Source organism: Streptomyces cucumeris (assembly GCF_024295805.1).
GTDB lineage: Bacteria > Actinomycetota > Actinomycetes > Streptomycetales > Streptomycetaceae > Streptomyces > Streptomyces cucumeris.
The window spans coordinates 56,661-68,123 of sequence record NZ_JANCLX010000012.1 but is presented as its reverse complement, the minus strand read 5'-3'; the positions used below and the strand labels follow the sequence as shown (position 1 = coordinate 68,123).

Sequence of the window (11,463 nt, the reverse complement as noted above, 5' to 3'; positions counted from 1 at the left end):
GCATCGCAATGCCGGTGGGCCAGTTGCCGCACCTCGCCTGAGCGGCACATTAGTTGGGGGCCGGGCGTGCGTCAGCAGGATGGGGAAGCGCTCACCCGATGGAATGGCCTTGGGCAGAACCAGGAACCCCGCGATGTGCGACGTCAGTCCTGCTGTGGACGACGTGTACGAGAACCGGGCCGGGGCCCGCGCGGTCAGCCGGAGGGCGTCTCCGAGGCCGCCCGCGCGGCGATGTCGGTGCGGTGGTGGGAGCCCTCCAGACCGATCCGGTCCACCGCCCGGTACGCCCGCTCGCGCGCGGTGGCCAGGTCGGATCCGGTCGCGGTGACGGAGAGCACCCGGCCGCCCGCGCTCACCACGGCGCCGGACCCGGCGTCCTTCTTGGTGCCCGCGTGCAGCACATACGCCTCGGGGGCGTCCTGCTCGGCGATGTCCGCCAGTCCGGTGATCGGGTCACCCGTACGCGGTGTGCCCGGGTAGTTGTGCGAGGCCACCACGACCGTCACGGCCGCGCCGTCGCTCCAGCGCAGCGGGGGCAGGGCGGCCAGGCCGCCGGTGGCGGCCGCCAGCAGCACCCCGGCCAGCGGGGTCTTCAGCCGGGCGAGGACCACCTGGGTCTCGGGGTCGCCGAAGCGTGCGTTGAACTCGATCACCCGCACACCGCGCGAGGTGATCGCCAGACCCGCGTAGAGCAGCCCGGAGAAGGGCGTGCCACGGCGGCGCAGCTCGTCCACGGTGGGCTGGAGCACGGTGGCCATGACCTCGTCCACCAGCTTGGGGTCGGCCCAGGGCAGCGGGGAGTACGCACCCATACCGCCGGTGTTCGGGCCCTCGTCGCCGTCGAGGGCGCGCTTGAAGTCCTGGGCGGGCTGGAGCGGGACGACGGTCTCGCCGTCAGTGATCGCGAAGAGGGAGACCTCGGGGCCGTCCAGGAACTCCTCGATCACCACGCGGCCGCAGGCCAGCGCATGCTCACGGGCGGCCTGGACATCACCGGTCACCACGACGCCCTTGCCCGCGGCCAGTCCGTCGTCCTTGACGACATAGGGGGCACCGAAGGCGTCGAGGGCCTCGTCGACCTCGGCGGGGGTGGTGCAGACGTAGGAACGGGCGGTGGGCACGCCCGCGGACGCCATCACGTCCTTGGCGAACGCCTTGGAGCCCTCCAGCCGCGCCGCCTCGGCGGACGGCCCGAAGACCGGGACACCGCGACCGCGCACGGCGTCGGCCACGCCCGCGACCAGCGGGGCCTCGGGGCCGACGATCACCAGGTCGGCCGAGAGGCCGGTGGCGAGGTCGGCGACGGCACCGCCGTCGAGGGCGTCGACGGCGTGCAGCTCGGCGACCTCGGCGATGCCGGCGTTGCCGGGGGCGCAGTGCAGTGCGGTGACGTCGGGGTCGAGAGAGAGTGCGCGGCACAGGGCATGTTCGCGGGCGCCGCCGCCGATGACGAGGACCTTCACGGTGGCCACCCTACGGCCTCGGCGGTGTGCGGCTCCCTCGTGGGGCCGCACACCGCCTTGTGGATCACAGCTCGCCGGACAGCACGCCCTTGCGGAAGGCGTCCCACTCGGCGGCGGTGTAGCGCAGCGCGGGGAAGTCGGGGTTCTTGGAGTCGCGGAGGGCGACACCGCCGCCGGGGAGATCAGTGATCTCGACACAGCCATTGGCGCCGTCGCTGAATGAAGACTTGCGCCATGGCGCCGTGCTCAGATCTATGTCGTAGAGATCGTCTTTGCGGCCGGTGATGCTCACGTGGCGTTCCTCTCCAGCAAGTACTTGATGGTCTCCCAAGAATCATCCACCGACAGCGCCGCCGCGACGATGCGCTCGAACGCCGTCTCGAAAAGCTTGACGTCGTCGATACCTTCCACGAAGTCACCGCCCCGGATGTTCTCCAGGTAGGCCACGGTGGGCCATGGCTGAGGGAAGCGCACCACGTGGAAGAGCCCCATCATCCCGGGGTGCGGGGTGGCGGACAGCGGCATGATCTGGATGGTGATGGTCGGCAGCTCCGCCATGTCGAGCAGATGCCGGAGCTGCTCACGCATCAGGGACGGGTACGAGACGAAGCGCTGATGCAGCGCGGCCTCGTGGATGACGGCCCAGAGTTTCATCGGCTTGTCCGGCCGGGTGAGGATCGCCTGCCGCATCTTGCGGACCTCGGTGAGGGCGATCGCCTCTTCCGGGGTGCGAGACATGTCGATCGCAGGGATGATCTCGCGTGCGTAGGCCCCGGTCTGGAGCAGACCGGGAATCAGTCCCGGGGCGTAGATGTGCGTGCTCTCCGCGTCGGACTCCAGCGTCAGGTAGTCCTTGTACGCCAAGGGCACGACATCGCCGTACGCCCGCCACCAGCCTTGTTTCCCGGCGTCCCGGGCCAGGTCGATCAGCGCCGACACGACCTCGGGATCCGTCACGTCATACAGCTTCAGCAACTTCCCGATGTACTGCGGAGGCATGCGGGCCTTTGCGTTCTCGATGCGGGACAACTTGCTGTCGTCCCACCCCATCGCCTCACTGGCCCGTTCCAGGCTCATCCCGGCGTTGCGGCGGTACATGCGCAGCGCCTCACCAAGACGGCGCCTTCTTAACGTTGGTACTGCTCGTGAATTCGGCATGGTGCTTATTCCCCTCCAAAGGTGCACCAGACTGCACCCCGGGTTGAGTTTCACATCGCAAGGTGCGCAAGTCGATAGAACACCTTTTCTTCTTTCTGTGAATTGATGCTCCAACGTTGCCAGTTACGGCTTCACCAGGGCATTCTGCGGCAACGAAATCCGAGCACTCATGCCGCTGGAGCCCCCATGTCCGCGCTGAGCACCTACAGCCAGACCCTCCCCTGCGCACCCGAATCGGCCCGCCGCGCCCGGCTCCTGGTCCGGGCAGCCTGCGATACCTGGCAATTGGCCGACCTGGCCGACCCCGCGGCCCTGGTGATCTCGGAGCTGATCGGCAACGCCGTGGCGCACAGCGGCAGCCGATTAGTGCGGGTGAGCGTCTCCCGGCCAGAGCCGTGCCGGGTACGGCTGGCCGTCGTGGACAAGTCCCGTACGCGGCCCGCGCAGCGCGACGCGTCCGCCGACGACGAGCACGGCCGGGGCCTCACGATCGTCGAGGCCATGTCCGACCGCTGGGGAGCGGATCCGCTGGGCTGGGGAAAGCGGGTGTGGGCCGAGCTGTGTACCAAGGACGACCAGTGACCAGTCCGCGCGCCTCCGGCGCGCACCCGTGCGCCCTGTTCGACCGCCGCAACCTGCTCGTGGAATCGGTACTGACCAGCAGCCCCATCGCGTGCGGCGACCATGGCACAGCCACATTCCTCAGAGAGGAGGACCATGAGCCAGCAGACCAGGACACCGTGGGGTCTGACCCGCATGGAGCCCTATCCCACCCTCGTCAAGGTCACAGGCACGGCGATTGCCCTTGCCCCGGATACGCAGACCACCGTCTACGGGGATGCACAAGGACGCCGGGTGGAGATGGGCAAGCACGGTACGGGCACCGGGAAGGAGACCAGGACCCGCACCAGCCAGGGGGATGGCAACGGCCCATCGAACGCCGATGAAGGCCACGACCAGGAATCGGACCAGGACTGACGATGGCACCTCACCGTCCGGTCGTCGTACTCACCGAGCTGGATGATCTGACGGCGGACTGCGTCATCACCGAGCTGCACGGCCGGGGTATCCCGGTCGTGCGACTCGATCCGGGTCCACCGGGCACCGTGACGTTCTCCGCCTACGCGGGTGCCGGCCGAATCTGGCACGGCCCGCTCACCACCCCCAGCCGCACCCTCGACCTGGAACACGCCAGGGCCGTGTACTACCGGCGGCCGTCCCCGTACACCTCCCCGGAGGACCTGGACGCCCAACAACGCGAGTTCGCCACCGCTCAGACCCGGCACGGCCTGGGCGGCGTACTCGCCGCCCTCACCCACTGCTTATACGTGAACCATCCACACCGGAACTGGGGGGCCGAGTACAAGCCCCGCCAGATCGCCGTGGCCATGCAGGCAGGACTGGACGTTCCCCCGACGCTGATCACGAACGACGCGGAAGCAGCCCGTACGTTCGCCAAGGTGAACGGGCCGGTGGTCTACAAACCCCTGCGGTCCACGGAATACCGGGAGAACGGCGACCTGCGCACGATCTGGGTTCGCCAGGTCGAGGCCGATGAGATCGGCGACGGTGTCGCCACCTGCCCGCATCTGTTCCAGCAGGTGGTCGCGAAGACAGCGGACATCCGAGTGGCGGCTGTGGGCCGGGACCTGTTCGCGACGCGCATCGCGATCGACGGCGATCATCTTGACTGGCGGCTGGACTACGAACGGATAGCGTTCTCCCCTGTCGATGTCCCGGGTCCGGTGCGGCGGGGCATCCATTCCTACATGGACACCCTCGGCCTGAGCTTCGGCGCCTTCGACTTCGCGCTCGACCACAGCGGGGCGTGGCGGTTCTACGAGTGCAATCCCAACGGACAGTGGGCCTTCGTGGACGACGATACGACCAAGGCCATCACCACGGCCCTCGCCGACCTGCTGGGGAAAGGACACCCCGCGTGACCGAGCCCTCCCCCGCGTCCGTGGACGAACAGCGCGCCGCGCGCCTGCGCCTCGGTTTGGCCGACCAGCTCGAAGAGGGCGGCCATCTGCGCTCGCCCGCATGGCGGGCCGCGGTGGAGACCGTTCCCCGGCACCTTTTCACCTCCGCCTTCTTCCGACGGACCCATAGCCCCCGGGGCACATTGTGGACACCGGTCACCCCGGAACTGGTCGGCACGGATACCTGGCTCGAGGAGGTGTACGCGGACAGCACGCTGGTGACTCAGCTCGACGGCCGCACCCACCCGGCTGACGCCGACGGACCGGTCCCGGGCGACCCCACCTCCTCCTCCACCCTGCCGAGCCTGGTGGTGCGCATGCTCGAAGACCTGGACCCGCAGGACGGTGACCGGGTCCTGGAAGTGGGCACCGGCACGGGCTACTCCACGGCGCTGATGTGCCACCGGCTGGGGAGCGGGCAGGTGACCTCCATCGAGTACGACAGCGCTGCTGCCGGACGCGCACACGCGGCCATCACCGCAGCCGGATATACACCGACGCTGATCAACGGGGACGGACTGCTCGGCTTCCAGGACAACGCCCCCTACGACCGGCTGATCGCCACCTGCTCGGTGCGCACCGTGCCGCTGGAATGGCTCCGGCAGGTCCGGGCCGGTGGCACCATCCTTGCCACGCTGTCCGGCTGGCTGTACGGCTCCGGCCTGCTACGGCTCACCGTCGGAGACGACGGCACCGCCGAGGGCACGTTCCTGCCCGGCACCGTCTCGTTCATGATCGCCCGGCCGCAGGCGGCCCCCGCGCTCAGCCACGTCTCCGACCCCTTGGACCAGCCCGCCGACGAGCGGCCCACCCGTTTCGGCCCTGAGGTGCTGAGTGAGTGGCTGCCTCAGTTCATCGCGCAGCTTGCCGCGCCGAGCGCTCAGTATCTGGGGATCAGCACTGACGGCGGCCCCATGCTGGACCATCTGGTCGACGTTTCGCGGAGGTCATTCGCCACGCTCCTGCCCGACGGCCAGGGAGCGTTCCTTGTGCGCCAGGGCGGGCCTGCCCGCCTTTGGGATGCCGTCGAGGACGCTCTCGGAACGTGGCGGCGGGCCGGGTCGCCTCCTCAAACCGCGTTCGGCCTGACCGTGACCCCGGAGCGACAGCGGGTGTGGCTCACAGACCCCGGCGGGCCGAGTTGGCCTCTGCCCATTTGACCGGAACGGGGTACCGTCGGTGGCCATGAACCCCGAACCGGCCGACTCCGCCGATCCTGCGGACGAGCCCCTGGACGCCTGGGCCGCGCGGCGCGAGGCGCGGCGGGCGGCGCACCGGGAGATGGTGGGACACCGGCGCGTCGTGGCCCTCGGCGATGGGGCACGGGCGACACATGTCGCGCCGCACGAGCCCCGGCTGCTGCTGGAGTGGGACGGCACCGCATGGGTGACCGTCGGCGTCGCGGAGAACGCGGACCGGGCCAGGGAGTTCCTGGGACATCTGCCGCCACCCACCGATGCGAGCGTGGCGGGAGACCGGCAGCCCCGGCTCGGCAAGGGCACGGGACGGCACCGGCGCACCTGACGCTCGTCGGGGGACACTCTTTCGGGTGAGGGGGTGGGGGCGCCTATATCCGATGTGCCACCACTAATGGGCGGAAATCCCTTCATCGGGTCCGCGTGGCCAGCCGTTCGGCGGTAGGAATGGGGGCCGCGCGGCAGCCGCGCGCCAGGGATACGCCAGAGATACGCCGCCGCAGAGGGAGCGCACGGGTGAGTCAGCCGGAGATGCAGCCCGAGGGGCTCCCTCGGCCGGAGGGTGCGAGGAAGCAGGGGGACCTGCTCGGTCGCCCCTTCCCGCACGGCGACTGGGGCGAGCCCGCGGAGCGCCTCGACGAGGTGTACCAGTGGGTCGAGGAGGGCGCGCTGCGGGTGGCCGAGTGGTATCTCGCCGACCGGCTGTGGAAGCGGCGGACCGCGCAGGGCCTGCGGGTGGGGGCGGCCGCCGGGGCGGTGGTGGGGGCGGCACTGCCGCTGCTGGATCTGGCCGGGGTGCTCGGACGGGGCGCCGGCTGGGGCGCCTTCGCGCTGCTGCTGGCCGTGGCCTGCGCGGGGGCCGACCGGTACTTCGGGCTGACCTCGGGCTGGATGCGGGACATGGCCACGGCGCAGGCGGTGCAGCGGCGGCTGGAGACGCTGCAGTTCGACTGGGCGTCGGAGAGCGTACGGGAGGTGCTGGGCCCGACCGAGGGCACCGCGAGCGAGGCCGTGGAGCGGTGCCTGACGGTGCTGCGGCGGTTCTGCGAGGACGTGTCCGAGCTGGTGCGGACCGAGACCTCGGGCTGGATGGTGGACTTCGGCTCCGGTCCGGCGCCGCTGTTCAGCCAGGCGCTGGTGGTCCAGGGCCCCCGCCCGGACAGCGGGAGCCCCGCGAGCCGCTTTCCGCTGCCGCCGAGCACCCGGCCCAATATGCCGCGGCAGCGGCCTCCGGAGCCGCCCCGCTGAGCGCTGGCACACGCCCGGCGGAGCGCTCAGCTGAACACGATCATCGACCCCTGGCCCAGACTGCGGGTCGCCGCCGCGTGCAGCCCCAGCCACACATGGCGTTCCCGTGCGAACGGGCTGTCCTCGTACGGCGCCGGGACGGCCGGTTCCTCCAGGCTGGTGGGCCGGGACGGGGGCGCGGGGGCGGGCGGGGGGTTGGCGGCGTCGATGCCCAGCGCCGGTGCGACCGCTTCCAGTTCGCGCAGCAGTCCGTGGCTGGAGCCCAGCGGGCCGCCGCCTTCAAGGAGTTCGTCGTTGGACAGCGGACTGGGGAAGTCGACCGGGACATAGGCACCGGCGTGGTCGTAGTGCCACACCAGGTGCGACTGCTGGGCGGTGGACTCGAACATCTCCAGCAACTGCTCGTAGTCCCCGCCGAGTTCGTCCACCGGCGTGACCGCGAGTCCGCACAGTTGCAGCATGTAGGCGCGGCGCAGGAAGTGCAGCGCGTCGTAGTCGAAGCCCGCGACGGGGGCGACATCCCCCGACAGTCCGGGCATATAGCCGAAGACGGGCACGGGCGGCAGACCCGCTTCACCGAGTGCCTTGTCGTACGCGGCGATCTCCTCGGCGAAGGGATTGTCGGGGCTGTGGCACAACACGTCGACGAGGGGGACCAGCCAGAGGTCACATGCCACGCGATCTCTCTCTCGTATCCGTACGGTCGGTGGTCGGCCCAGCGTAGTGCCCCGCGTACGCCGCGCGAAGAGTGCTGACCACCGGTCGGCCACCGGTCCGCCGCCGCGCCCGCCTCAGCCCGTACTACTGGGGAAGTTGGTGGCGGAGGGGTTGAAGAAGCCGGTGTTGGGAGGGTCGGAGACATCCGAGCCGCTCGTGCTCGGGGTGTCCGTCGGCGTCGGCTCGGTGGACGATCCGGACGGCGACGACGACGGCGACTCCCCCGGCGACCCGCTCGGGCTCCCGCTCGGCGACCCGCTCGGCGACCCGCTCGGGCTCCGGTCCGAGGTGGCAGGACCGGGCCCCGGCACCCGGTTGGCGGGCGGGGCGCCGCCGTCGCCCGGCAGGACCCGCACGGCCAGCGCGAACACCATGGCCACCAGCACCACCGCGAGCGCCGCCGCCACCGGTACCGCCACCTTGCGCCGGCGCACCCGGCGCTGCCCGCGCCGCACCGCACGGGCCACGTCCACCCCGGGTGCGCCGGCCCCCGGTTCCAGACCGCGCAGCGGGGCGAGCAGGCGATCGGCCTCCCGCTCCAACTCTTCGTCACGCATGGCCGCTACTCCTTCCTCTGCCCCACGGTGGTCACGGACGAGGGCGGTTCGACACCGAGCTGGGCCCGCAGCCGGACCAGACCGCGCGCGGACTGGCTCTTCACGGTGCCCTCCGAACAGCCGAGGATCCCGGCCACCTCGGCCACCGGCAGATCGCACAGGAACCGCAGCACCAGCACCGCCCGCTGGCGCGCCGGGATCCGGGAGAGTGCGGTGTGCACGACCGTGCGGGTCTCGACGTCCGGTCCCCCGGCGGCGGGCGGCAGCCCCGGGGTCTCGTGCGGCGCCCCGGACAGCCGTACCCGCGCCCAGCCGAGCCGCTGTTCGTTGAGGAAGCAGCGCATCAGCATGGTGTGCACATAGCGGTCCATGTCGGTGGCGGCACGGGCCCGCCGCCAGTGCACATACAGCTTGGTCAGCGTGGCCTGTACGACGTCGTCGGCGCGGTGCGGGTCCTTGCACAGCAGATGGGCGATCCGGCGGAGCGCGGGCAGCCTCGCGGAGACGTACGCGGTGTACGTCTGCTCCACTTCCGCCTCGGCCTCCGCCCGCGGCCCGGACCGCCCGGGTGCCGCGACGGGCCCGGTCTCGCTCCCGCTCACGTGCCCCCGCTCACCCCCTCTCCGGCCACCTGCCAGACCCAGACGCCACCGATCCACTGCCCCGGCCGCCCCAGCAGCCGTTCCAGGAAGACACGCAGCGCGCCCTCGGCCGGTTGCGGGGCGAGCACGACCGCTCCCGCGCGCCAGAAGCGCAGGTCCTCCGCGGCGGCGCGGCGCTCGGCGGGACCGACGCCCAGCGGTCTGCCGGTGCGGACCACCTCGCTCAGGAGACTGGCGGTGTCACGCGGCACCGGACCGTAGATCCCGGTCCGGTCCGGGCCGTAGGGGCCGTTGAAGTAGCCGCCGGGCAGCGCGAAGCCGAACCCGGCGGTGACCTGCCAGTGCAGCGGTTCGGCGTACGCGGGGTCCGGCACCGGAACGGGCACGAGGGTGCGGCCCTCGAGGACGTACGCCCGCCACATGCCGTCGGCGACGAACGGGGGCACCGGAACCCGGTCGATGGTGGCCAGCGGGGTGGGCACGAGCGGCAGCAGGGCGGCCAGGACGACCGCCCATCCGGCGATCCGCCGCGGACGGTTCCGGCCCTCGCGCACCAGCCGGTCGACGGCCAGGGCCAGCAGGATGGCGAGCGCGGGCACCGCGGCCAGCGCCACCCGCGACTCGATGACCGACTCCAGCAGCGGCAGCCGGGCGAGGGGCCGCCACGGACCGGGCAGCGTCCGGTCGGTCCCCGGCAGCGGGATCGAACGCCCCAGGGAGAGCACCATCATGGCGAACGCCGTCCACGCCAGCGCCCGGACCCGCGGCTCCCGCCACCGCCACACCACCACCGCGGCGGTGAGCGCGAGCAGCGGCCGGCCGAAGAAGGCGTTCTGCTCGGTGCGGTTGTGGGCCAGCCCGTCCGCGGTGGCCGGATCGCCGCCGAGCGAACGGCCCGCGAACTCCACCAGCGCGCCCGGCGGATGGCCCGCCGGGCCGTGCAGCACGCTGACGTAGGACTGGGCGCCGAAGAACTGCCGGTACAGCGGATAGGCGAGCAGCGTCACCGCGACGCCCCCGGCGACGGCCAGTCCGCGCAGCAGCGGACCACGGGCGGCACGGGCCGCGGCGGGGTGGGCGACCGCGTAACCGAGTGCGAAGAACAGCAGCCCCAGGGCGGCCAGCAGCAGCGCCTCCTCGCCCAGGAACACCTGGTAGGTGAGGAACAGACCGAGGATCACCCCGTCCCGTACGGCACGTGCGTCCGGTTCGCACAGCCGCAGCAGCCGGTCCACGATCAGCGGCAGCATGAACAGCACCACGAAGTTGGGGTGGCCGTTGGCGTGGGAGACCATCCCCGGGGCGAACGCGCACAGCGCCCCGCCGAGGGCCGCGGCCGGGCGGGAGGTCACCACGCGCCGCAGCAGCAGCCAGTACCAGGCGGCGGCGGTCGCGGCGAGTCCGGCGGTCAGCACCAGCGCCCAGGTCAGGGCCGGACCGCACAGGACGGTCACGGGCGCCAGCGGTACGGACAGGCCCGGCATGGTGGTGTTGGCCATGAGGTTCACCCCGGACGGGACGTTCTGCAGCGTGCTGAAGAACGGGTCGCGGAGGGCGAAGACATTGTCGGCGGTGACCGCGAAGAACCACTCCCACTGGTTCTGGTCCTCCCCGCCGTCGACGAGATAGCGGTGCTGAGGGTCGCGCCACAGCCCGTGGAACAGCACTACGGACAGCAGCAGATAGCCCAGGCACACCAGCCGGTCGGCGGTCCGGACCCGCCGCCATCCGCCCGCCACCCGCAGCCGCACCAGTTCCAGCAGCACCCGGGCGTAGTCCGTGGCGCGGATCTTGGAGCCGGGCTGGTGGGCCCAGCGCACCGGCACCTCGGCGACCGGCCAGCGCGCGCCGTGGAACATCCGCAGGATCTCCACATCGATGCACCAGCCGTCGAGCCGGGAACGCCCGAAGACCGCCCGTGCCCGGTCGCCCTCGAAGAGCTTGAAGCCGCACTGGGTGTCGCGGACACCGGGTACCGCCACCGCCCGGATGATCCGGTTGCCCGCCTCGCCGAGCAGATGCCGCAGCGGATGGCGGCGCACCGCCCCGGCGGCCTCCGGAGGGTGGGCGCGGGAGCCGATGGCGGCGGCGTAGCCCTCGTCGAGCCGGTCGTGCAGGGCCGCCAGTTCCTCGATGGGGGTGGCCAGATCGGCGTCGGTGACCAGCACCCGGCGGCCGCGCGAGGCGAGCACACCGAGCCGTACCGCGTGGCCCTTGCCGTGGTTGCCGGTGACGGGGGTGGCGCGGAGGGTGCCCGGGGGCGGACCCAGCAGCCGGATCCGGGGCTCGGTGGCCGCGGCCGCGCGGACGGCGTCGGCGGTGCCGTCCGTGGAGCCGTCGTCGACGACCACGACCTCCCAGCCCGGGTGCCGGCCGGGCGAGGAGCGCAGATAGCGGCAGATCGCGTCGAGGGTCCGGGGCAGCCGGTGCTCCTCGTTGTACGCGGGGACGACGACCGTCAGATCGACGGTGTCCGGGGCGCGCGGAGGCGTCGGCGTCGGCCGGCGGCCCGCGGTGGGGGTGGGCGGAGAAGGTGGCAC

General features: G+C 71.8%; 13 protein-coding genes. 6 read left to right on the top strand and 7 right to left on the bottom strand.

The features are described 5' to 3' along the window. Positions 1-194: 194 nt before the first annotated feature. The 3 genes from purD to NMK44_RS19410 all read right to left on the bottom strand — a co-directional run bounded on the left by purD (position 195) and on the right by NMK44_RS19410 (position 2,621). A complete protein-coding gene (gene purD, locus NMK44_RS19420) occupies positions 195-1,463 on the bottom strand; it encodes a phosphoribosylamine--glycine ligase (protein WP_254744785.1) in 1,269 nt (422 codons plus the stop codon). A 64-nt stretch (positions 1,464-1,527) separates the two neighbouring features. Further along, a complete protein-coding gene (locus NMK44_RS19415) occupies positions 1,528-1,755 on the bottom strand; it encodes a DUF397 domain-containing protein (RefSeq protein WP_254744783.1) in 228 nt (75 codons plus the stop codon). Continuing rightward, positions 1,752-2,621, bottom strand: coding sequence for a helix-turn-helix domain-containing protein (locus NMK44_RS19410; protein WP_254744781.1), 870 nt, complete (start codon positions 2,619-2,621; stop codon positions 1,752-1,754). Before NMK44_RS19410 ends, NMK44_RS19415 begins: the two co-directional genes overlap by 4 nt. Positions 2,622-2,807: 186 nt before the next feature. Between NMK44_RS19410 and NMK44_RS19405 the strand changes: the two genes are divergently transcribed. The 6 genes from NMK44_RS19405 to NMK44_RS19380 all read left to right on the top strand — a co-directional run bounded on the left by NMK44_RS19405 (position 2,808) and on the right by NMK44_RS19380 (position 7,047). Continuing rightward, positions 2,808-3,203, top strand: coding sequence for an ATP-binding protein (locus NMK44_RS19405; RefSeq protein ID WP_254744779.1), 396 nt, complete (start codon positions 2,808-2,810; stop codon positions 3,201-3,203). Between the two features lie 135 nt (positions 3,204-3,338). After that, complete coding sequence (tgmA, locus tag NMK44_RS19400) at positions 3,339-3,599, top strand: putative ATP-grasp-modified RiPP (protein ID WP_254744777.1); 261 nt, start codon at positions 3,339-3,341, stop codon at positions 3,597-3,599. 2 nt (positions 3,600-3,601) lie between these two features. Then, on the top strand, positions 3,602-4,564 hold the full coding sequence (gene tgmB, locus NMK44_RS19395) for an ATP-grasp ribosomal peptide maturase (protein ID WP_254744775.1): 963 nt from the start codon (positions 3,602-3,604) through the stop codon (positions 4,562-4,564). Beyond that, positions 4,561-5,763 carry an ATP-grasp peptide maturase system methyltransferase gene (gene tgmC, locus NMK44_RS19390; protein ID WP_254744773.1) on the top strand — a complete coding sequence of 401 codons (1,203 nt, stop codon included), beginning with the start codon at positions 4,561-4,563 and terminating at the stop codon, positions 5,761-5,763. The genes tgmB and tgmC overlap by 4 nt, the downstream gene beginning before the upstream one ends. Positions 5,764-5,788: 25 nt before the next feature. Further along, positions 5,789-6,127: a DUF6087 family protein gene (locus NMK44_RS19385; protein ID WP_254744771.1), complete on the top strand. Its 339-nt coding sequence runs from the start codon at positions 5,789-5,791 to the stop codon at positions 6,125-6,127. A 188-nt stretch (positions 6,128-6,315) separates the two neighbouring features. Further along, positions 6,316-7,047, top strand: a complete 732-nt coding sequence (locus tag NMK44_RS19380) for an SLATT domain-containing protein (protein WP_254744769.1) — start codon at positions 6,316-6,318, stop codon at positions 7,045-7,047. Between the two features lie 26 nt (positions 7,048-7,073). Here NMK44_RS19380 and NMK44_RS19375 read toward each other — a convergent pair whose 3' ends face one another. From NMK44_RS19375 to NMK44_RS19360, 4 genes are all read right to left on the bottom strand, one after another. Then, positions 7,074-7,724, bottom strand: a complete 651-nt coding sequence (locus tag NMK44_RS19375; RefSeq protein ID WP_254744767.1) for a putative DNA-mimic protein — start codon at positions 7,722-7,724, stop codon at positions 7,074-7,076. Between the two features lie 114 nt (positions 7,725-7,838). Continuing rightward, positions 7,839-8,321 carry a hypothetical protein gene (locus NMK44_RS19370; protein WP_254744765.1) on the bottom strand — a complete coding sequence of 161 codons (483 nt, stop codon included), beginning with the start codon at positions 8,319-8,321 and terminating at the stop codon, positions 7,839-7,841. Between the two features lie 5 nt (positions 8,322-8,326). Next, the gene (locus NMK44_RS19365) at positions 8,327-8,923 is read right to left on the bottom strand and encodes a SigE family RNA polymerase sigma factor (protein ID WP_254744763.1); all 597 of its coding nucleotides are present in this window, start codon (positions 8,921-8,923) and stop codon (positions 8,327-8,329) included. Further along, positions 8,920-11,463 carry a glycosyltransferase gene (locus NMK44_RS19360; protein WP_374215303.1) on the bottom strand — a complete coding sequence of 848 codons (2,544 nt, stop codon included), beginning with the start codon at positions 11,461-11,463 and terminating at the stop codon, positions 8,920-8,922. Before NMK44_RS19360 ends, NMK44_RS19365 begins: the two co-directional genes overlap by 4 nt.